Origin of the sequence: Sphingopyxis chilensis (assembly GCF_035930445.1) — a bacterium.
GTDB lineage: Bacteria > Pseudomonadota > Alphaproteobacteria > Sphingomonadales > Sphingomonadaceae > Sphingopyxis > Sphingopyxis chilensis.
Genome location: NZ_CP142394.1, coordinates 479,168 through 500,944 on the forward strand (window position 1 = coordinate 479,168; position 21,777 = coordinate 500,944).

The 21,777-nt window shown below is 64.8% G+C and carries 15 protein-coding genes; 6 read left to right on the forward strand and 9 right to left on the reverse strand.

Translation table 11 applies throughout. From position 1 onward, the window contains the following. Positions 1 to 50: 50 nt before the first annotated feature. The 3 genes from VSX79_RS02195 to VSX79_RS02205 all read right to left on the reverse strand — a co-directional run bounded on the left by VSX79_RS02195 (position 51) and on the right by VSX79_RS02205 (position 4,073). Complete coding sequence (locus tag VSX79_RS02195) at positions 51 to 1,616, reverse strand: sulfatase (RefSeq protein WP_326914295.1); 1,566 nt, start codon at positions 1,614 to 1,616, stop codon at positions 51 to 53. A gap of 2 nt (positions 1,617 to 1,618) precedes the next feature. Then, positions 1,619 to 2,539, reverse strand: a complete 921-nt coding sequence (locus VSX79_RS02200) for a formylglycine-generating enzyme family protein (protein ID WP_326915209.1) — start codon at positions 2,537 to 2,539, stop codon at positions 1,619 to 1,621. Positions 2,540 to 2,642: 103 nt separating this feature from the next. Beyond that, positions 2,643 to 4,073 (reverse strand): sulfatase-like hydrolase/transferase, encoded by a 1,431-nt coding sequence (locus VSX79_RS02205; RefSeq protein WP_326914296.1) that lies wholly within the window; start codon positions 4,071 to 4,073, stop codon positions 2,643 to 2,645. A 235-nt stretch (positions 4,074 to 4,308) separates the two neighbouring features. Here VSX79_RS02205 and VSX79_RS02210 point away from each other — a divergent pair, with 235 nt between their 5' ends. Then, positions 4,309 to 5,040, forward strand: coding sequence for a FadR/GntR family transcriptional regulator (locus VSX79_RS02210; RefSeq protein ID WP_373562840.1), 732 nt, complete (start codon positions 4,309 to 4,311; stop codon positions 5,038 to 5,040). Positions 5,041 to 5,044: 4 nt separating this feature from the next. Here VSX79_RS02210 and VSX79_RS02215 read toward each other — a convergent pair whose 3' ends face one another. Continuing rightward, complete coding sequence (locus tag VSX79_RS02215; protein ID WP_326914297.1) at positions 5,045 to 5,986, reverse strand: family 43 glycosylhydrolase; 942 nt, start codon at positions 5,984 to 5,986, stop codon at positions 5,045 to 5,047. Further along, positions 5,983 to 7,137 (reverse strand): glycoside hydrolase 5 family protein, encoded by a 1,155-nt coding sequence (locus tag VSX79_RS02220; protein ID WP_179499757.1) that lies wholly within the window; start codon positions 7,135 to 7,137, stop codon positions 5,983 to 5,985. The genes VSX79_RS02215 and VSX79_RS02220 overlap by 4 nt, the downstream gene beginning before the upstream one ends. Positions 7,138 to 7,309: 172 nt before the next feature. On the opposite strand from VSX79_RS02220, the gene VSX79_RS02225 reads away from it, so the two are divergent. Genes VSX79_RS02225 through VSX79_RS02235 form a run of 3 tightly spaced genes read left to right on the forward strand, consistent with a single transcriptional unit; the run spans position 7,310 to position 12,133 of the window. Further along, positions 7,310 to 8,614 (forward strand): MFS transporter, encoded by a 1,305-nt coding sequence (locus tag VSX79_RS02225; protein WP_326914298.1) that lies wholly within the window; start codon positions 7,310 to 7,312, stop codon positions 8,612 to 8,614. A gap of 32 nt (positions 8,615 to 8,646) precedes the next feature. Continuing rightward, positions 8,647 to 10,650 (forward strand): glycoside hydrolase family 2 protein, encoded by a 2,004-nt coding sequence (locus VSX79_RS02230; RefSeq protein WP_326914299.1) that lies wholly within the window; start codon positions 8,647 to 8,649, stop codon positions 10,648 to 10,650. 16 nt (positions 10,651 to 10,666) lie between these two features. Further along, the gene (locus VSX79_RS02235) at positions 10,667 to 12,133 is read left to right on the forward strand and encodes a sulfatase-like hydrolase/transferase (RefSeq protein WP_326914300.1); all 1,467 of its coding nucleotides are present in this window, start codon (positions 10,667 to 10,669) and stop codon (positions 12,131 to 12,133) included. A gap of 99 nt (positions 12,134 to 12,232) precedes the next feature. Here VSX79_RS02235 and VSX79_RS02240 read toward each other — a convergent pair whose 3' ends face one another. Further along, positions 12,233 to 15,043: a TonB-dependent receptor gene (locus tag VSX79_RS02240; protein ID WP_326914301.1), complete on the reverse strand. Its 2,811-nt coding sequence runs from the start codon at positions 15,041 to 15,043 to the stop codon at positions 12,233 to 12,235. 241 nt (positions 15,044 to 15,284) lie between these two features. On the opposite strand from VSX79_RS02240, the gene VSX79_RS02245 reads away from it, so the two are divergent. Further along, entirely contained in the window at positions 15,285 to 16,997 is a 1,713-nt protein-coding gene (locus VSX79_RS02245) for an arylsulfatase (RefSeq protein ID WP_326915210.1), read from the forward strand. Positions 16,998 to 17,026: 29 nt separating this feature from the next. Here the strand turns inward: VSX79_RS02245 and VSX79_RS02250 are convergent, their stop codons facing one another. Genes VSX79_RS02250 through otsB form a run of 3 tightly spaced genes read right to left on the reverse strand, consistent with a single transcriptional unit; the run spans position 17,027 to position 20,867 of the window. Further along, the gene (locus VSX79_RS02250) at positions 17,027 to 18,424 is read right to left on the reverse strand and encodes an alpha,alpha-trehalose-phosphate synthase (UDP-forming) (RefSeq protein WP_326914302.1); all 1,398 of its coding nucleotides are present in this window, start codon (positions 18,422 to 18,424) and stop codon (positions 17,027 to 17,029) included. After that, complete coding sequence (locus VSX79_RS02255) at positions 18,421 to 20,202, reverse strand: glycoside hydrolase family 15 protein (protein WP_179499795.1); 1,782 nt, start codon at positions 20,200 to 20,202, stop codon at positions 18,421 to 18,423. Before VSX79_RS02255 ends, VSX79_RS02250 begins: the two co-directional genes overlap by 4 nt. Further along, positions 20,199 to 20,867: a trehalose-phosphatase gene (gene otsB, locus VSX79_RS02260; RefSeq protein ID WP_326914303.1), complete on the reverse strand. Its 669-nt coding sequence runs from the start codon at positions 20,865 to 20,867 to the stop codon at positions 20,199 to 20,201. The genes VSX79_RS02255 and otsB overlap by 4 nt, the downstream gene beginning before the upstream one ends. A 280-nt stretch (positions 20,868 to 21,147) precedes the next feature. On the opposite strand from otsB, the gene VSX79_RS02265 reads away from it, so the two are divergent. Beyond that, positions 21,148 to 21,696: a hypothetical protein gene (locus VSX79_RS02265; protein WP_326914304.1), complete on the forward strand. Its 549-nt coding sequence runs from the start codon at positions 21,148 to 21,150 to the stop codon at positions 21,694 to 21,696. Positions 21,697 to 21,777 lie beyond the last annotated feature (81 nt).

The following is a 21,777-nucleotide window of genomic DNA, read 5'->3' on the forward strand; positions in this document are numbered from 1 at the left end:
TAAAGAAAAGGCCGCGGGTACCGCGGCCTTTTCCTTATTCCCCGAACCCCTCAGTTCCGGCGAGGCTTGCCGTTGATCGGCCGCGCCGCGGGCTGGGTGTCGAGGATCGCGTCGAGTTCGGCGCGCACCTTGGGCAGCGCGTCCGCCTGGTTGCGCTTCTCTTCGGGATCGGCGACGAGGTCGTAGAGTTCATAGTCGCGCGCGCCGGTCTTTTCTTCGGTCCAGCGGACGAGGCGATAGCGATCGGTGCGGATCGCCTGCCCGAGCCGTCCCGGACGCGGATAGGCGTGATAAGCATAGCCGCGAACGCGCGTCGCCGGGTCATGCAGCACCGGCGCGAGCGAGATGCCGTCGATCGGCTGCGGTCCGTTGGGGGCGGGCAGCGCGGCGAGCGCGGCGAGCGTCGGGTAGATATCGACGGTCTCGGCGAGCTGGTCGGTCGAACCTCCCTTGACGACGCCGGGACCGGCGAAGATCAACGGGATGCGCGTCGCCTGCTCCAGATTGGTGTGCTTGGTCCAGATTCCGTGATCGCCCAAGTGATAGCCATGGTCGCCCCACAGCACGACGATCGTGTTATCGGCGAGCCCCTCGCGTTCGAGCGCTTTCAGCATCTTGCCGATCTGGACGTCGACATAGGAGACGCCGGCATAATAGCCGTGCAGCAGCGTGCGTTTCAGCTCGGCCGGGAATTTGTCGCCGCGAACATCCTCCGGCGGCTCGCGATAGGCCGTGATCTCGCCGCCTTGCTTGTCAGTATAGGCGGGCGCGCCAGCGGGCAGTTGCTCGAAATCCGGCATCGGCAGCTTCGCTGGATCATACATGTCCCAATAGCGCTTCGGCACGGAGAAGGGCAGGTGCGGGCGCGCAAATCCGACCGCGAGGAAGAAGGGCTGGTTGCCCTGTTTCAGCGCCTTCAGCCGTTCCTCGGCGCGCTTGGCGGTGCGGCCGTCGGCATAGGCGTCGTCGGCGACGTCGGGCATTTCCCAGGCGGCGCCGCGCGCCAACGTGCGCGCATAGGCAAAGGGATTGCCCTCGGGCACCGGAATCTCTTCGAACAGCGCCTCTTCCTGCGTCGGTTTGCCGCCGGTGCTGGCGGGATCGACATATTCGATCACCTTTTCCTTATGGTGCGGGACCGACCAGCCAGCGGTATCGCCGACGGTGCCGTGGCCGATGTGATAGACCTTGCCCATGCTTTCGGTGTGGTAGCCCGCGCGCATGAAATGCTGCGGCAGCGTCACCGCGCCCGGCATATAATCGCGCAGGTTCATCCCGAAATTATAGATGCCGCTGCTCGTCGAGCGCGCGCCGGTCATCAGGTTGATGCGGCTCGGCCCGCAGACGGCTTCGTTGGCATAGGCAAGATTGAACTTCAGCCCGCGCTGCGCGAGGCGGTCGATGTTGGGGGTGATCGCGGTGCGGTCGCCATAGGCGCCAAGCGCGGGCTTGAGATCGTCGACGAGGATGAGCAGGACGTTGGGCCGCTGCGCTGTCGCGGGTGCTGGCGCAGGCGTCAGCGCCGCCCGCGGCGCCGGGGTCTGGCTGCACGCCGAGGTTGCCGTGATCAGCAGCGCGAGCATCGCCCGGCGGCTCCAGTGGACGGTCCGTCGCATCTTCATTCTCCCTTTCGTCGCGACACGCAGCGAAAGCCGATGTGGCTCGTCGCGCTGTCGACATGTTGCGGATGCCGCGCCGCCGGGCGGTAACGCTGGCAATAATTGACGGCGCAAAGATGCGATCCGCCCTTCATGACCTTGCGGCCGATGCGCGCGCCGGGATTCGCATCGTCATAGCTTTGCGCGAGCGTTGCGCCGCGCGGGTTGGCGACCGCGCAGCAAGGCGACTTGGTCTTCGCCGACTGCGGCGCGGCATACCAGTCGCGCGTCCATTCCCAGACATTGCCGATCATGTCGAACAGGCCGTAGCCATTGGCGGGAAAGCTGCCGACCGGCGTCGTGCGGTAATTGCCGTCGGGCTTGGTCGTCGAGACGGGAAACAGGCCAAGCCAATAGTTGGCGAGGATCGCGCCGTCCGGCGCCAGCTCGTCGCCCCACGCAAATTCTTGCCCGTCGATGCCGCCGCGCGCCGCATATTCCCATTCGGCCTCGGTCGGCAGCGACTTGCCCGCCCAATTCGCATAGGCTTCGGCATCGCTGTGCGCGACGTGGACGACGGGGTGATCCTCCATCCCGTCGATCGAGCTGTCGGGGCCGGTCGGATGGCGCCAGTCGACGCCGGGGACGAAGGCCCACCATCCCGACGGGTCGTCGAGCGGGATCAGGCCGTCGGCCTTCTGGAACAGGAGCGATCCGGGTTCGATGCCCTCCAGATCGGCGCCGGGATAGAGTTTGGGGTCGGGCGCAAGTTCGGCGAGCGTGCGGTAGCCCGTCGCCGCGACGAATTCGGCGAAGGCGCGGTTGGTCACCGGGGTTTCGTCGATCCAGAAGCTGTCGACCTTGACGCGGCGCAGCGGCTGTTCCTCGGGATAGAAGCGGTCCGACCCCATGGTGAAGGTGCCGCCCTCGATATGCCGCATGCCGTCGAGCGACGGGGCGGGGGGAGAGGCGGCGCGGCGCGATGCGGCTTTCATGGTCGGGGGATCATCTCGTTTCGGTCGGGGTTCGGCGTGTGCGGCCCGCTCATTGGGGCAGCTGGGCAAGCCATTTCTTGAGCTTGGCGAGCAACCGCCCGCGTACCTCCGGCTCGCCTGCCGCCAGATCCTGCTTCTCCATCGGATCGCGCGCAAGGTTGTAAAGCTCGACGTCGGCGCCGCCGTCGTTCGCGAGTAGCTTCCAGTCGCCCTCGCGCACCGCGAAGCGCGGCGAGACGTCGATCGCCTGGCTGGGTTTGCCCAGCATCGGCCGGCCTTCCTTGCCATAGGCCCAGAACAGGTCGGGTCGCTGCGCGACGGGCTGGCCCTGAAGCGCCGGCGACAGATCGATGCCCGCGCTGCCCGCCGGCTTCCGGGCGCCGATGATGCTGGCAAAGGTCGGGAGCAGGTCGACCCCCTGCGCCACCGTCTGCTCGTCGCGTGTTCCTGCCTTCATATGGCCGCGCCAGTGCATGATCAGCGGCTGGCGGATGCCGCCTTCGTAAAGGCTGAACTTGCGCCCGCGCAGCCCCTCGGTGCTGCCCGGCGCGGTTTCGCCGCGCTCGTGGTAGCGTGCCAGCGAAGAAGGTCCGTTGTCCGACGTGAAGAGGACAAGCGTATTGTCCATTTCGCCCATCTGGTCGAGGCGTTCGATCAGGCGGCCGAGCGTCTTGTCCATCTTGACCAGCGACGCGAGCATCCGGTCGTCGTCGGAGGAATCCCCCTTGCCCATGACGTCGGACAGGCTTTCGTCGTCGGGCGCCCAGGGATCGTGGATGTCGTTGAGCCAGAGGTTCACGAACCACGGTTTCTGTGAATTCTGCGCGACGAAATCGACCGTCATGTCGGCGTAAAGGCCGGTGAGGTTGGTCTTGATCTCCCAGAAGCGCGGACCCTCGCCGAGCTTGTCCGACTGCTGCGCAAGGAAGCGTTCCTCGTCCGAAACGAGCACGCGCGGGCCGAGCCCCTCGAAGGTCGTGAAACTCTTGTCGAAGCCATAGGCCGTCGGCCATGGCGCGTCGCCAATGTCGCGCCCGCCGCCCAAATGCCACTTGCCGATATGCGCGGTTTTATAGCCGTTCTGCTGGAGCAGGCGGGCGATCGTCGGCAGTTTCGGGTCGAGCCAGTCGACCTGCCCGATTTCGGCGTTGCGCGCACGCGCGCCGGTAATGCCGACAAAGCCGACGTCGGCGGGGAAGCGTCCGGTCAGGAAACCCGCGCGCGACGAGGAGCAGATCGGGGCCGCATCATAGAATTTGGTGAGCAGCACGCCGTCCTTGGCCAGCCGGTCGATATTGGGCGTCGCGACCTTTTTGTTCCCCATCACCGACAGGTCGCCGAAGCCCATGTCATCGACGAGGATGAAAAGGATATTGGGCCGGCGCTCGGCCTGTCGAGAGGGTTCGGCCGCGCGTGCCGGGGGCGATGCCTGTGCCAGGGCCGTCGCAGCGGGCACGGTCGCGATCGCTGCCAGGCCCATCGCCGCGGCAGCAAAAAACCGCCGGCCGGCAGCCGAGCGTAGCGGGCCGCGAGCTTTTCCGGTGGCGGGTAAAGGGATGGTGGACGACGACATGACCATATTCTCTCCCAACCTCCCGATTCCTCCTCGGCGAGTAATGTATATTTATCGTATTAATTAGGCTTGTCTACTTTTCTGTTCGGTTTAACATCGCCGCCAGGGCCGATCCGCGGCTTTTCAAAAGGAGGCGAACGCCGTGTCGTTGGAACCATCGGGATTGGGGCAGGATGACGCGCCCGCTTCGCTCGGGCGCAACCTGACCTATGGGCTGCTCGACAATCTGGGGCGCGCCATCGTCACCGGACAGTTCGACGACGAAGCCTTTCCGACCGAGGCCGAGCTGACCAAGCGCCACGGCGTCAGCCGATCGGTGACGCGCGAGGCGGTGAAGATGCTGACCGCGAAGGGGCTGCTGAGCGCGCGGCCCCGGCAGGGTACGGTCGTGCAGCCGACCTCGTCGTGGAACCTGTTCGACACCGATGTGCTGCGCTGGTTGCTCGAACGGCAATTCTCGATCGAGCTGCTCAAGCAGTTCAACCAGCTGCGCGTTGCGATCGAGCCCGAAGCGGCGGCGCTCGCGGCGCAGTTCGGACGGCCCGAGGAGCTGAAACGGATCGGTGACGGGCTCGACCGCATGGCGGCGGCCGAGCGCGGCGAGGACGATACGCTGGAGGCCGATATTGCCTTCCACGTCGCCATCCTGCGCGCGTCGAACAATCCCTTCTATGCGCAGTTCCGCGATGTGGTGAGCACGGCGCTGCGCACGTCGATCCGCTTCACCAACCGGATCAAGGGACGCAGTGCGAGTGTCGCCGACCATGCTGCGGTTCGCGATGCGATCGCGGCGCATGATCCCGATGCGGCGCGGAGCGCGATGCGCCATCTGATCGGCGACGTGCTGACGCTGATCGACGACGCCGAGGCATAAGCGCTTAGCGCATTTCCAACGGCACGATCGTGCCATCGACGCGATAGACGATCGGCTGGACGGTAAATTTACGGCTGCCCTTGTACGGGCCGGGTCCGGTCTGCCCTTCCCAGCGGTGATAGGCGATATACCAGCCGCCATCGGCGGGATCGTGCAGGAATGCGTGGTGGCCGGGCCCCTTGAAGCGCGCGTCGCTCTCGACGATCTTGCCGCGATAGATCCAGGGGCCGGTCGGCGAGAGCGCGGTCGCATAATGGACCTGATAGCTGTCGTGGCGATAGCTGCCCGACGAATAGGAGAGGTAATAGGTGCCGCCGCGTTCGTGCATGAACGCGCCTTCGGTGAAATTTGGCGGCGTTTCGACCGGAACCTCGCGGTCGATCGTCACCATGTCGGGCTTGAGCGTCCAGACGCGCAGCTTCGCGCCCGCGCTGCCGCCGGCATAGAGATAGGGCGTCTTGCTCTTTGGATCGACGAACACCGCGGGGTCGATCGCCTCGAAGCCGTTGCCGCCGGTGACGAACGGCTTGCCGCTGTCGGTGCACGGCCCTTCGAGGCCCGCGCAGGTCGCGACGCCGATCCGGCTTGGTGTCGGATTCTGCGGCCCGACCGAAAAATAAAGATAATGGCGCCCGTTCGCGGCGACCATGTCGGGCGCCCACAGCGCGTGGCGCGGCGCACCGTCGTCGCCGATCCAGCCGATCTGGTCGAGCCGGATCAGCTCGGCGCCCTTTTTCCATTGGCGCCGGTCGGAGGAGGTCCAGACGTGCAACCGCGAGGTGTCGCCCGAATTGGTGGGATAGATGTAATAACGCCCGTCCGCCGCCTCGATGTCGGGATCGGCGCCGTCGAACGAGGGCGGGGCCGGCGCATCCGCCGCAGCTGCGGCCGAACTGACGAGCAGCGCGGTGAGCAGGGTGCGGCGGAGCACCGGCCCCCCGATCACTTGGCGTTCGCCATCGGCACGACGCCCTTCGGCGCGGCGGCGAGGCGCTTGATCAGATCGACTTCGGCCTGGCGATAGGGCTGGCCGTCGGCGCGGAAAACCTCGTGGAACCAGATCGTCGGCTCGTCATAGGTATAGGGCTTTTTCCAGCTGTCCCACGGCAGGCGCGTCTGCGTCTTGCCGTCGGCGAAGCCCCAATTGTACATGCCGATATTATATTTCTTGCCGAGCGGCAGCGACCCGTCAAAGGTCGATCCGTTGCCGCGCGCCATATATTCGGTGCACAGCACCGGACGGCCATAGCTCAGCATCTGCTTCGCGCGCTTCTCGAACTTTTCGGGCCAGCTGTAATCGTGAAAGCTGTTGATGTCCGACTGGGTCAGCTGGGTGCGCTCGACCGCGTCGACCTTGTCCATATTGTCCCAATTCTCGCCGATCCAAACGCCCGAGGTGAGCGGCTGGCTGGGGTTGGCGCCGCGCGCCCATTCGAAGACCTGCGGCAGCAGCAGCGCGACATATTTATTCTTGTCGGGGATGTGCTCGTAATTGCCGCCACCCTTGTTGTTGGGCTCGTTCCACACGTCCCAGGCGATGATGCGCTTGTCGCCGGCAAAGGTGCCGACGATGTCTTTCACATAGCCCTCCAGCTTGTGATACTGGCTCGCGTCCTTCAGCCGCGCCTCGCCTGGCGCCTGCACCCAACGCGAATTGTGGACGCCAGGGATCGGCGGGCTTTGCAGGCCGTAAACCGGGTTTGGATCCCAAACGCTGTCGAACAGCACGAACATGATCTTGATCTTGTGCTTGTCGGCGATGACGAGAAATTCGTTCATCCGCTTCTTGAGACCCTCGGGGTCGTTTTCCCAGAGCAGGTTATGCAGGAAGACGCGCATCGTGTTCATGCCGATGCTCGACGCCCAGCCGAGTTCCTTGTCGATCGTCGCGGGATCGAAAGTGGGCTCGTGCCACATTTCGAGCTCGTTGACCGCCGAGCCGGGATTGTAGTTGGAACCGATCAGCCACGGCTGCTTGTCATACCATGCGTTCGCCTGTTCCTTCGACCATTGCTCGCGCGCGGCGGCGGGCTGGGCGGCGGTGGCGGCAATCGTGAAAGCGGCGGCGGCGGTGAGCAGGAAGCTCCGGCGGATCATGTCTCTTCTCCCTCTTGGTGTCCTTGGCGGGAGTCGGTTCGCTCCCGCGCCACATCGATGGCCATTGATAGAATCGATTTGCCCGGATAGGAAGCATATATATCGTATAAATAAATCGAAGGCGTTCCAGTCGCCTCAACGGTCCGCAGAGCGACGATGGGGAGAGGCAGATATGGACGACATCGGCGCGACGACGGTCCGGCGCATCACATGGCGGCTGATGCCGCTGCTCTGCCTGCTTTACCTCGTCGCCTATATCGACCGGCAGAATGTCGCCTATGCGAAGCTGCAGATGGTCGGCGACCTCGGGCTCAGCGAAGCCGCCTACGGTTTGGGTTCGGCGCTCTTCTTCCTCGGCTATTGCATCTTCGAGATTCCGAGCAATCTGATCCTCGAGCGCGTCGGGCCGCGCATCTGGTTCGCGCGGATCATCGGGGCGTGGGGGCTCGTCACCCTGGCGCTCGGCTTCGCGTGGACGCCGACCAGCTTCTATATCCTGCGGTTCCTGCTGGGCGTCGCCGAGGCGGGCTTCTTTCCCGGCGTCCTCTATCTGCTCACCCTCTGGTTCCCGCAGGCCGAGCGCGCGCGGGCGATCGGGCTGTTCCTGATCGCGAGCGCGTTCGCCAATGCGGTGGGAGCGGCATTGGGCGGTCTGCTGCTCGAACTCGATGGCCTCGCTGGATTGCGCGGATGGCAATGGGTGTTCATCGTTACCGCGATCCCCGCGCTGCTGCTCGTTCCTGTCGTGCTCGCGCGCCTGCCGCGCGGGCCTGCCGAGGCCGGGTGGTTGACGGACGGACAAAAACAATGGCTCGCGGCAACGCTTGCGGCTGAGGGCGGCGCGCGCGAACACGCCAATCCGCTGCGCGCGCTCGGCGACCCGCGCGTGTTGCTGCTTTGCGTCGCTTTTCTTGGCTTTCCGCTCTCGGCCTATGGTCTCAGCTATTGGCTCCCGACGATCGTTCGCGGTTTCGGGGTCAGCGATGGCGTCAATGGCCTGCTCAACATCATCCCCTGGCTGGTCGTCGCTGCGGCGCTTTGGTGGCTTCCGCGACGGGCTGCGCGTAGCACCGGTTCGCGCCGCTTCATGGTGGGACCGGCGCTCATCGGCGCCTTCAGCCTGGTGATGGCAGCCGCGCTGCCGTCGCCGGTGCTTCAGTTTGCGGCGCTGTGCATTGCAGCTGCGGCGATCTTTGCCGGCCAGCCATTTTTCTGGGTTCTGCCGGGGCGCTTCCTGACCGGGGCGGCGGCGGCGGCCGGCTTTGCAGCGATCAATTCGGTGGGCAATCTCGGCGGCTTCGTCGCGCAGGCGGTCGTGCCGAAAATCCATGATGCGACGGGCAGCGACCTCGCGCCGATGATCTTCCTCGCCGCCATGCTCGCTTTTTCGGCGATGGCGATCTTCCTGATAGAGCGCCGCATTCCGCGAAGCGGCGCAGACCGTTTTCCGGTTGCCACGTCCGGCGACTCTTTATAAAACACATTGATCATATAAATTGGGAGGGTCAGATGAATCATATTTCAAAGCTGCTGGTCGGCGCCGCGCTGTTGGCCAGCAGCGCCAGCATTGCCGCCTATGCGCAGACCGGCGCGCCGCCGCCCAAGAAACCGGCCAATTCGACTGCCAATACCGCGGGTTACACCGCGCCCGGCACCACCGAGGGCGGGCCCGCCTATGTCGGCCCGATCATGACCGAGTGGGGCCGCAAGGTGACCCCCGAAAATGCGTGGCGCAGCTATCCGCGCCCGCAGATGGAACGCGACACCTGGATGAACCTCAACGGGCATTGGGATTATGCGATCCGGCCGGCGAACGAACCGCAGCCCGCGGCGATGGACGGCAAGATCCTCGTCCCCTTCGCGGTCGAATCGAAACTGTCGGGCGTCGCGCGCAAGCTGATGCCCGACGACCGGCTCTGGTATAAGCGCAGCTTCACGCTGCCCGCGAAATGGCCGGGGCAGCGGACATTGCTCCACTTCGGCGCGGTCGATTTCGAATCGACCGTGCTCGTCAACGGCGTCGTCGTCGGGAGCCATAAAGGCGGCTCCGATCCGTTCAGTTTCGACGTCACCCGCTATCTGCGTCCCGGCGCGAACGAGCTTGTCGTGCAGGTCACCGACCCGACCTCGACCGGCGACCAGCCGCGCGGCAAGCAGACGCTCGAACCCCGCGGTATCTGGTACACCGCGGTCAGCGGCATCTGGCAGACGGTGTGGCTCGAACCCGTCGCCGACCTCCACATTGCCGACCTTCGCGCGGTGCCCGACATCGACAAGGGCGAGCTGACCGTCGATGTCGCGCTCAGCAACACCGCGACGCCGAGCGACGCGGTGCGCATCACCGCGCGCGACAAGGGCAGGGTCATCGCAAGCACGATCATCCGCGGCAACCGGCAGGGGGTGCTCAAGATCCCGAACGCGCGGCTCTGGTCGCCCGACGATCCCTATCTCTATGACCTGACCGCCGAGCTGGTGAAAGTGACGCCGCCAAAGGGTGCGGGCAACGACCGCACCGGACTGCCGCCGATGACCGGGCGCGAGGCCCAGGCTTATGCCGCCGCGACCGTCACCGGCGCGCCGAGCGACAGCGTCAAAAGCTATTTCGGGATGCGCAAGATTTCGACCGGGGTCGATCCCAAGACGGGCAAGATGGCGTTGCTGCTCAACAACAAGCCGCTCTTTCACAATGGCACGCTCGACCAGGGCTGGTGGCCCGAAAGCCTGCTCACCCCGCCGTCGGAGGAAGCCGCGCGCAGCGACATCGTCTTCCTGAAGAAGGCGGGTTTCAACATGCTGCGCAAGCATATCAAGGTCGAGCCCGCGCAATATTATCACGACGCCGACCGGCTCGGCATCCTGATCTGGCAGGACATGCCCTCGGGCGCATTCGGCGATCAGGCGGTACGCCGCCCAAGCGACCGCGAGGCGACCTTCAGCTCGGCAGGAATGGCGCAATATCAGGCCGAACTGGCGCGGATGATCGGCGCGTTGCGCGCCTTTCCGTCGATTGTCATGTGGGTGACGAACAACGAAGGCTGGGGCCAGTATGACGTCAAGACCGTCGGCGGTATCGCGAAGAATATGGACCCGAGCCGCCTCGTGAACAACGCGAGCGGGTGGTTCGATGTCCCCGGCAGCGGGTCCGACGTCTATGACATCCATACCTATGACGAGGTGCCGGTCGAACCCGCGCCGCAGGCCGACCGGCCGATCGTGACCGGCGAATTCGGCGGCGTCGGCCTGCCGATTCCGGGGCATCTGTGGTTCACCGACCGCGACGCGCGCATCTATCAGTTCGCGGCCGACAAGGAAGATTATCGCCGACGCTACAAGATCAAGTTCGACGAGATCATCCGGCAGGCGAAGGAACTGGGGCTCGCGGCGTCGGTCTACACCGAAACGAGCGATGTCGAGGGCGAGCTTAATGGCCTGCTCACCTATGACCGCGCGGTGTCGAAGCTGCCGGTTGAGGATTTCGCGAAGATCGCGAAGCCGCTGTTCGAGGACAAATAAGGCAAGGGGAAAGTCGATGGCACGACGCACCGCGATCGCCCGCTGGGCCGCGACCACCATGCTCGCGGGCCTCATGGGCGTCGCGGCGCCCGTGACGATGGCGGCGGCGGCCGCCGCCGATCCGCCGGCGCCGACCGCCGCAGCGGGCAAGCCGAATATCCTGTTCGTCCTTGTCGATGATATGGGCTTTGGCGACCTGTCGGTGATGGGGAACCGCAAGGTCCAGACCCCCAATCTCGATCGGCTGGCGCGCGAAGGCGTGCTGATGACGCAATTTTACGACGCGGCGCCGATCTGTTCGGCGTCGCGCGCCGGCCTCCTGACCGGACGCTTTCCCGCCGAGGTCGGTTTCATCAACTATGTCAGCGATCGCGCCTATAACAAGGCGATCGGACAGGCCGACTGGCTCGACCCCAAGCTGCCAAACATCGCTCGCCTGCTGAAGGGTGCGGGCTATGAAACCGCGCATATCGGCAAATGGCATCTGGGCGGTGGGCGCGACATCGCCGACGCGCCGTGGCCGACGGCCTATGGCTTCGACCACAGCTTCACGACCTTCGAGGGGCTGGGGCCGCGCGTGCTCGTTTCCGACGAGGAACGTTTCCTTGCCGAACAATCGGACGAGCTCGGGGAAGGCCCGCGCTTCTGGGAAATCAAGACCAGGCTGACCGGCCTCTATGCCGACATGACTGTCGATTTCGTCGCGCAGCATTCGGAAAAGCCGTGGTTCGTGAACCTGTGGCTCAACGATATGCACGATCCCTGGGCGCCCGATGATGAAAGCCTGTCCGACGTCATGGGCAAGGGCGCATCCTCCGACGACGACCGGATGCTCGCTTCGCTGGTCAAGATGGACAAGACGCTCGGCCGCCTGTTCGACCGGCTCGACCAGATGGGCGAGATGGACAATACGCTGGTCATCGTCACCAGCGACAACGGCCCATCATCGTCGCAGCGATATTATACGGGCGGCCATGTTGCGCCGGGCAGCACCGAGAACCTGCGCGGGCGCAAATGGAGCCTCTACGAAGGCGGCATCCGCCAGCCGCTGATCCTCTATTGGCGCGGGCACACCAAGGCCGGGCATCGCGACGAGCAGACGGTGGGGCAGGGGGTCGACCTGCTCCCGACGCTCGCCCGCATCGTCGGCGCGCGGATACCCGCGGGGGTGGACGGGGTCGACCTGTCGCCGGTTATCGCAGGGCGTCCGGTCGCCGAGCGGCCCGACCTTTACTGGGCTTATGGCAAGGAAGGGGCGTCGAAGGAGCCGCCGCAACCCGCGCTCGAGCGCGACCAGGCGCCGCCGTTCGCGATCCGCGAGGGCGACTGGAAATTGCTAGCCGAAGCGGGCGGCGCGAGTCCGCAGCTCTTCGACCTTGCGCGCGATCCCGGCGAAGCGAACGACATGGCCGCAAGCCAGCCCGCAATGCGCGACCGCCTTCTCGCCAAGCTGAAAGCATGGATGGCGACGCTTCCCAAATGACGTCGACCGGGAAATAGAAAGGCCCCCTCGCCCGGTCGCGAGGGGGCCTTTCTTTTTGGCGAAGCGGACGGTGGCAGATCGGTGCCGCCGCCCGATTGGTCAGAATTTCACGCGGACACCGACCGAATAGGTCGTCTCGTCATACGCCATCTCGTTGTTGATATTCGTATATCCGGGATAGTCGTAATAGGTCGAGGTGTTGTTGCCGAGGATATTGGTGCCGCCGACATCGACGCGGATCTTGTCGGTGATGTCATAGCCGATGTTGAAATCGAGCCGCCCCGCGCCGCGCGCATAGGTGACGAGCGCGGGCACCTCGAGCGCATCGATCGTCTCTTCGGTCATCGGGCGCAGCGTCGGTTGGCCGCTTGCGTCGAGCGAAAGATATTTGGAGCGATAGGTGTAGACCAGCCGCGCGCTGACCCCGCTTTTTTCGTAAAGCAGGCCGACAGTATAATTATACTTCGACACGCCCTGGAGCGGATAGCCCGCCAGCGGATCGTCGCCGCCGACTTTGGAATCGGCGAGCGTGAAAGCACCCTGCACGCCGAGCCCCGACAGCGCGCCGGGCAGGAAGTCGAAGAAATATTGGGTGCTGAGCTCGATACCCTTCAGCGTCGCCTGCCCGACATTGCGCGGACGCGATACGGCGTAAGTTTCGCCGTCATAGACTTCGGCGGCGCCGCTGGTGATGACGCGGTCGCTGATGTCGCGATAATAGCCGGCGACCGCGATATAGCCGCTGGGGAAATAATATTCGAAGGTCGCGTCTAGGCTTTCGGACTTTTGCGCCTTGAGATCGGGGTTGCCCGCATTGCCGGTGCTCTGGACCAGCGGGTTGTTCGACTCGTTGAGCGTAATCGCCGGGTTGAGCGCTTCGAAGTTCGGACGACGGATCGACTTGGCATAGCCGAAGCGGATCTGGATATCGTCGCCGATGCGGAACCGCGCGGTCGCGTTGGGCAGCCAGTCGTGATCGACGGAGTCGGCGGTCAGCCGGTCAAATTCGCCATCCTCACCCTCCACGAACGTGCCGATCGTCCGGCTCGTGCGGATATAGCGCACGCCCACGACACCATCCAATGTGATGTTGTTCGACAGATCGGCTTCATATTTGCCTTGCACATAGGCCGCGAGCGTATCCTCTTTCGCGTCGAACGCGCGCCCCGGATCGAAGTCGGGCCGCCCCGCCGGCAGGCCGAAATAGGCGCGCGCGGCGTCGAGCCCTTCCTCGGACAGCAGGAAATCGGGATTGGGGATATAGAAGCGCGAGCCATTGTTGAGGTCGGGTGCGCGCGACCCGAGCGCGAGGAAGTCGTCGGGCAAGCCGGTGTCCGAAACCAGCACCGCCGCCGCGTCGTTTCCGGTGCCGATGTTGCCGCCGGGGGCGGCTTGGTTGAGGTTGACCGCCTGCTCCTTGGCCGAGCGGTGCGCATAGCGGGCGCCGACCGCGATATTCGACAGGAAGCCGTCGAGGTCATAGTCGACGTCGCCCTTGGCCTGGAACAGCTTGCCGCGGTTCTCGGTGAAATTCTGGATGAGTGCGTTACGGATATAGAGGTTGTCGCGGCTGAGCAGCGCGTCGCCGGGCACCGTATATTCGGCGTGCCCGTCGACATCCATCTCCACGGTCAGGCTCGGCAGCCGCTGGCCGATGTCCGATGTGATGTTCTGAATCTCATATTTCGACGTCTGATAAGCGACATCGAGCACCGCGTTCAGTCGGCCCTCGTCATATTTCAGCCCGCCGGCGAATTGCTTGTTGCGCTGGTTGAGGTCGCGTGCCTGCGTCGTCTGGTTCGACACCAGATTGGCGAAGGTCATGCTTTCGGGCTGGCACAGCTCGACCGGGTTGGCCAGTTGCGGCTCGGTTAGCGTCCATGACTTGTCGCCATTGGCGTCGGTCTGGATGACCGGATTGTTGCCGTTCGAGCGGACATAGGTGTTGATGCAGCTCGTACCCGGGGTGACGTCGGTGATCGTGGTGCCGTTGGTGAAGGGCTGGATATTGGCGCCGTTGCGGCTGCCGCGGTCGCGGAAATAGGTGTAGAATCCCTCGACATAGGCCTCGAGCGACGGCGTTGCCTGCCATTGCAGCGCGCCGTTGAGCTGGTGGCGCTCGATAAAGCCCTGTTGCGGAAAATTCTGTAGGATGCCGGGGATCACATAGCCCGGCGTATTGAACGGCGCGGTATTGGTGCTGCGCCGCTGGAACAGCACCGTCGTCGCGCGATAATAGTCGGACTTGGAATAGGTGCCGTTGATCAGCGCGCCGATCTCGCCGATCCCGGTGTCCCAGCGATCGGTCGCGAGCAGGCTGAACTGCGGATTGATCTTGTCGACGCGGTCGCCGTAATTGGCGCGGCCGCCCAGGACGACGGTCGGATCCCTGAAATTGAACGGCCGGTTGAGCTGGAGGTCGATCACGCCGGCGAGGCCGCCTTCGGTCAGGTCGGCGGTCTGCGATTTGAAGACGTTGACGCGCGACAAAGCTTCGGCCGGCATGTCCTGCAAGTCGAAGTTACGGCCGATCGTCGAAAACACCTCGCGTCCGTTCACGGTGGTCAGCACGTCGGGAAGACCCCTCACGCGGACGTCGCCGAGTTCGTTGTTGCGGTTCACCGACACCTGGACGCCGGGAACGCGCTGGAGCGCCGCCGCCGTCGTCGGGTCGGGAAGCTTGCCGATGTCCTGCGCGACGATCGCATCGACCACCTGTACCGAGTCGCGCTTGATGTCGGCGGCGCGCTCGAGCGAGCGGCGGATGCCGGTGACGACGATCGCGTCGTCGGCGTCCTGCGGGGTTTCCGCGACCGTATCGGCCGCATCGGTGGATTGCCCCCAGGCCGGCGCGCTCACGACGAGCGCTAGTACCGATACCGCGGCCGAAAAACCCGTCTGCTTTTTCATTTTGTCCTCTCCCGATGTCCCTGTTCAGGCATTTTTTGCCTTTCGACGTTGGAAAGAAGGAACGGCCGATGATCCCGGGATCGCGCGACCTAATGGCCGCCAACCCGATCTCACGCAGATTATTGCACCTTCTCGTCAACGCCTCGACCGGGACGTTGACCAATGCCCTAAACAAAGTCAATATATATATGATATATAGGCTATAACGCGAATCCGCGACAGGGGAGAGAATCTGGTGGCTATGAAATATGCGGTCCGCCTGTTGGGTCGTGCTGGTTGTGCGGTGGCAGCACTGGCGGCGGGTATCCTGCCGTCTGCCCTGGTCGCGGCGGAAGCGCCGCCGGTCCGCCCGCAACCCATACGCCCGAACGTCGTCGTCATCCTGCTCGATGACGTCGGATTTTCGGACATGGGCAGCTTTGGTGGCGAAATCCCGACGCCGAACATCGATGCGCTGACGAAAAACGGCCTCGCTTTCACCCAATTCTACAACAATGCGCGGTGCAGCCCGTCGCGCGCGGCGCTGCTGACGGGCACCTATCCGCATCAGGCGGGGCTGGGGCATCTCGAATCGGTGCAAGTGCCCGGATCGAAAGGGCTGCACAGCAAGCTTGCGGACCGCGTCGTCACGCTGGCCGAAGTGATGAAGTCGGCGGGCTATTTCACCGCGATGGCGGGCAAATGGCATCTCGGCATTTCGCGCGGGGTCGGCCCGTGGCAGCGCGGCTTCGACCGCTCGCTCACTTCGCCTGCGGGCGAGCTTTATTATCGCGATCAGCCGCAACCCCTCGCAAAATCGGTCTATATCGACGGCGAGCGCGTGCCCACCGGGTCGCCGCGCGTGGGGCAGGGCTATTGGTATTCGTCGGACATGTTCGTCGACTGGCAGACGAAATTCATTGGCGAGGCGCGTGAGCAGCGCAAACCCTTCTTCCTCTACATGCCCTTCGTCGGCGCGCATTTTCCGCTGATGGCGCCGGCCGAGGACGTGGCGAAGTTCAAAGGCCGGTACATGCGGGGCTGGGAAGCGGTGCGCCGCGATCGTTTCGAACGGCAAAAGAAACTCGGCATCATCGCGGCCGACGCCGAACTGCCCGCCGCCCTTCCCGGCAGTTACGACTGGAATAAATTGTCGGCCGGGGAAAAGGATCGTTTCGATACGATGATGGCGGTCTATGCGGCGGTGGTTCACCGCGTCGACCGGGCGATCGGAACGCTCGTCGATCGCCTGCGGCAATCGGGCGAACTCGACAACACGCTGATCCTGGTGATGAACGATAATGGTGGTACCGCCGAAAGCGGCCCCGACGGCCGGCTCAAGGGTGAAGGGCTGCCGGGCAGCGCACAGTCGGTGGTCTGGACGGGCATGAACTGGGCGACGCTCCAGAACGCGCCCTTCCAATATTACAAGCACCACACCTACGAGGGCGGGATCGCGACGCCGCTGATCGCGCACTGGCCGCGCGGGATCGCCGCGAAAGCGCGCGGCAGGCTGGTACGCGAGCCGGGGCATCTGATCGACGTCATGCCGACGCTCGTCGAACTCGCCGGCGCTACTTATCCCAAGACCTTCAACGGTCATGCCATCCTGCCGATGGAGGGGCGTTCGATGGTTCCCGCCTTTCGCGGGGAGCCGCTGACCCGCGACAAGCCGATCTTCTGGGAGCATGAGGGCAATCGCGCCGTCCGCGATGGCCAATGGAAACTTGTCGCGGGTTTCGAGAAGCCCTGGCAACTCTTCGACATGGCGACTGACCGCACCGAAATGCATGACCTTGCCGCCAGCCAGCCCGAGCGCGTCCGCAGGATGGCGCAGCAATGGGACGCGTGGGCGGCGCGCAGCTATGTCGATGCGTGGAGCGACGCCTATGACCCGCACCTCAAGGGGCGGGAGCGCCAAGTCTGGGGCGGGGCGGAAACGCCGCAATTGCCCCATGCGATAGCCGAAAAATAAGGCCGATCGCCCGCGCGCGGCGCTTGCTCTTACGCCTCCGGCAAGGCCGGTTCCTGCGTGAGTGCCGAGAGGAAATCATCCGCCCAGCCGATCACGTCGGCGTCGCGGACGATGGCGTAGAGCTTTTCCCAGCGCGCCTTGCGCTCCGCGAGCGGCATGTGCATCGCGGTCCAGATCGCGCGGGCGACGTCGCCGCCATCGTGCGGATTGACGAGCAACGCGTCGGTGAGTTGCTCGGCCGCGCCCGCGAAGCGCGAGAGGATCAATACGCCCGGATCGTCGGGGTCCTGTGCCGCGACATATTCCTTGGCGACGAGGTTCATCCCGTCGCGGAGCGGGGTCACGAGACCGATCTTCGCCGCGCGGTAGAAGCCGAACAATTCGGCGCGGCCGAAACCGCGGTTGACGTATCGGATCGGGACGAGGTCGACGTCCGAGTGCGCGCCGTTGAACTGGCCGGTCTTCTGCTCGAGCGTCGCGCGGATCCGCTGGTACGAGCGGACGTCCTCGCGCGAAGGCGGCGCGATCTGGACGAAGAGCAGCTCGTTGACCATGTCGTCATGGCTGGCGAACAGCCGTTCGAGCGCGTCGATCCGTTCGGGAAGCCCCTTGCTGTAGTCGAGCCGATCGACGCCGATCGCGATCGTGCGCTTGCGGGCGCTGGTGCCGAGCCGCTGCTGTGATCGCCGGGCGATCTCGGTCTCGCCGAGCGCCATGAATTCGGCATGGTCGATCCCGATGGGGAAGGCGCGCGCGATCGTGCTTCGGCCGCCAATGCGGACGGTGCCGCTATCCTCGTCGACTTCGGCCCCATGTTCCTTCCGGCAATAATGGAGGAAGCTTTCGAGCCATTCGACCGACTGAAAGCCGATCACGTCATAATGGAGCATCGCGGCGACGAGCCGCTCGTGATGCGGGAGGGATACGAGCAGGCGCGTCGGTGGCCACGGGATATGCAGGAACAGGCCGATGCGGTTCGTCACCCCCTGCGCGCGCAGCCGTTCGCCGAGCGGCAGGAAGTGGTAGTCCTGCACCCAGACGACGTCTTCCTCTTCGATCAGCGGATAGAGGCTGTTCGCGAACTGCTCGTTGACGCGTTCGTAGCCGCGGCCGAATTCATTCTCATATTCGGCCAGATCGATGCGGTAGTGAAAGAGTGGCCAGAGCGTTCGGTTGGCATAGCCGTTGTAATATTCGTCGACGTCTTGGGGCTCGAGATCGACGGTCGCGGTAGTAAAGCCGTCGACCCGCTCCATCGTGAGCTGACCCGTGAAATGTTCGACCTCATTTCCCGACCAGCCGAACCAGATGCCACCGCGCTTGTGCAGCGCCGCGCTCATCGCGACCGCAAGACCGCCCTGCGCGCCCGCCGCACCACGCCCCTTGGCGACCGAGACGCGGTTCGAGACGACAATCAGCCGGCTCATCGCACCGTGTCCCAGCCGCGCGAGAGCAGCCCGGCGCAATGGATGATGCCGACAAGCGAATAGGTCTGGGGGAAATTGCCCCACAATTCGCCGCTTTCGAAATCGAGATCCTCGGAAAGCAGGCCCGATGGCGTTCGGTGCGCGAGCATCTTTCCGAACAGCTCGCGCGCTTCCTCGCCCCGACCGCACAGGTGCAGCGCCTCGATCAGCCAGAAGGTACAGAAGTTGAACGCGGTCTCGGGGAGGCCAAAATCATCCTCGCTGTCATAGCGCAGCATATGTTCGCCGCGGCGCAGCGCCTTTTCGATCGCGGCGAAGGTCGCCTGGAAACGGGGATTGTCGGCGCGGATATAGCGCAGCTCGACCATCTGGAGCAGGCTGGCGTCGAGATGGGCATGGCCGAAGGCGGCGCCATAATGGCCCGCCGCTTCGTCCCATCCCTCGCGCTCGATCGTTTCGCGGATTTTGGCCGCGCGTTCGTTCCAATGGGCTTCGCGGTCGGGTTTGCCGATGCGTGCGGCGACGTTGCCGAGCCGGTCGCACGCCGCCCAGCTCATCACCGCCGAATAGGTGTGGACGAGCTGCTTGGTACGAAATTCCCACAACCCGGCGTCGGGCTGGTCGTGCATCGCCCACGCGACTTCCCCGACGCTTTCGAGGCTTTCGAAATCGCGCTCGTCGGCCATGCGGAACAGCCGCTGGTCGAAGAAGCCCTGCACCGTCGGCAGCACGATCTGGCCATAGGCGTCGTGCTGGATCTGCTGATAGGCCGCGTTGCCGATCCGTACCGGTCCCATGCCGCGATAACCCGCGAGATGTTCGGCGACGCCCTCGTCCAGTTCGGCGACGCCCATCACCGAATAGAGCGGCTGGATCTGCCCGCCCGCGGCGCGATCGACGATGTTGCGGAGGTAAGCGAGATATTTTTCGAGCACGTCGAGCGCGCCGAGCCGGTTCAGTGCCTGAACCGTGTAATAGGCATCGCGGATCCAGCAATAGCGATAGTCCCAGTTGCGCTCGCTGTGCGGTGCCTCGGGGATCGATGTCGTCAGCGCGGCGACGATCGCGCCGGTTTCCTCGTGCTGGCAGAGCTTGAGCGTGATCGCGGCGCGGATCACCGCGTCCTGCCAGTCCATCGGCGTCGCGAGCCCGCGCACCCAGCTGCGCCAATATTGGCCGGTCGCTTCCTCCATACCGCGCACCGATTCGCGGACATTGCCCGTGAAGGGCTCGTCGGGTCCGAGGAAGAAATGGAGGTCGGATTCGACGCGAAAGGCAAGCTCTTGCATGACATAGCCGACCGGCGCGTCGGTGGTGAGGCGGAGCGGCTGGTTGCCGACGAGATAACGGATATGGTTGGTGCCGCGCGTCGTCGGCGCGCGTTCGGCGCCATGATCGCGCATCGGCGACAGGTTCATGCGGATGCGCGGACTGCCGGCGACCGGGCGGACGATGCGGGTGTAGGCGACGGGGCGATACATGCGTCCCGAGCGTTCGGCGCGCGGGCAGAAATCGATGACGTCGACCGCGCTGCCATCCTCCGCCTCGAGACGCGTTACGAGGATCGGCGTGTTGCGGCTGTAGCGCGGGGTTGCGCGCACCTGCCCTTCGAGAACGAAACGCCACACGCCTTCCGCCTGACGCTCGCCGTTCATCAGCGCGCAGAAAACGGGATCGCCGTCGACCCGCGGGACGCATCCCCACACCAGCCCCGCCGCGCTGTCGATGAGCGCGCTGACCTGGCAATTGCCGATCGGCCAGAGTGACAGGTCGCTCAAAGGTCCAGCCAACGATAGACCTCCCGCGGGTCCGCAAGCCTGTATCGGGCAGCGGTCGGACGCTGTGCGCCGACCAGAATGCCGTGTCCGCCCGCTGCGGCAGCCGCGGCAAAACCGTCTTCGTCGGTGACGTCGTCGCCGATGAAAACCGGCATGGCGCCGGCATAGGCGGGCTCGCGCATAAGCCGCGCCACGGCCTGTCCCTTGTTGGCTTGCGCCGGCCCCAGTTCGACCACCATCTTGCCTCGCCGCACCGCCAGGCCCTCGCGCTCCGCAATGTCGTCCATGACGGTAAAGACGGCTGTCTCGGCATCTGGTTCCTGCCGGTAATGAATTGCGATGCCGTGCGGCTTGGTTTCGATCAGGAGGCCCGGCCACTGCGCCGCGAGCGTCGCGATCGACGCCGTTGCATCGCGCGCGAGCGGCGCGGTTGGAAGGGCGGCATCGTCCTGTTCGGCCCCGTGCGAACCCACGATCATGATCGAACTCGGCCCCAGATGCGCGCCGATGTCCGCAAGCGACCGTCCGGTGACGAGCGCAAGACGGCCATCCACGCGCGCCGCGAGATCTTCCAGCCGCCGCATGAGGTCGTCGGGGATCAGGATGGCGTCGGGCGTTTCCGCGATTTCAACGAGCGTGCCGTCGAAATCGAGGAAGAGCGCCACCGGTTGTCGCGCGGCCCATTCCGAAAGCGGTGGCGGAGGAGGGAGGCTGTCCCTTTTGTGCATCGCAGCAAGGCTAGAGGCCCGGAATGCGAGGGTCAACCGCCGAGCGGTGGGGCCCGATGGCGGGGCGCACTTTGACTCAGTTTGACTCAGGGGGAACGGCACGGAAACGAAGGGCTCCCGTCGGCTCGCCGTGTCCGCTGCACGGCCGGACAACATGCGATTTGGCGCAAGGCCAAACCATGCGGCACGGGACAGTGCTTTTCGACAGGAGCTTCTCATGCCCAAATCTTCCGGCGCCCTTGCCGCGCTATGCCTGATCGGTGCCGCGCCGTCCGCCGTCCCCGCTGCGCAAGCCCAAGAGGCGGCGTCGTCCGCTTCGCTGACCCCCGGGACCAAAGTCTATGACCAGGCCGGCGAAGAGATCGGCCAGATCGTCAAGGTGGAAGGCGACAAGGTTGCGGTTGCAGTCAACGGCAGCGGGCTGGTGGTATCGAAAAGCGCCTTTCTGATGACCAAAAAGGGTCCGGCCCTAAAGGCGCCGAAGGCGAAGATTTTCGCGGTTCTGAAAGAGGCGGAGGCCGATGCGGCGGCGGTCGACGGCGCATTGAAACCGGGGGCCGAGGTGCGCAGCGCCGATGGCACGGCAGTGCTGGGCAAGGTCAAGGCGATGGCACCGCAAGGCGCGGTGCTCGCCACCCGCGAAGGCAATATCACGATGCCGCGTGCCGCGTTCTTCCTGTCTGACCAGGGGCTGGCCGTGAAGGTTACCGAGAAACAGTTCGTCGCGGGCGTCAAGGCGGCGCGCGCGCAGAAGAAGGGCAGCTGAGCCGCCCGGCCCGAAAGCTGCCAGCCCGCGTAACGAACATGGGCTGTTCACCATCACCAAGGACGTGTGGCAAACCGAGAT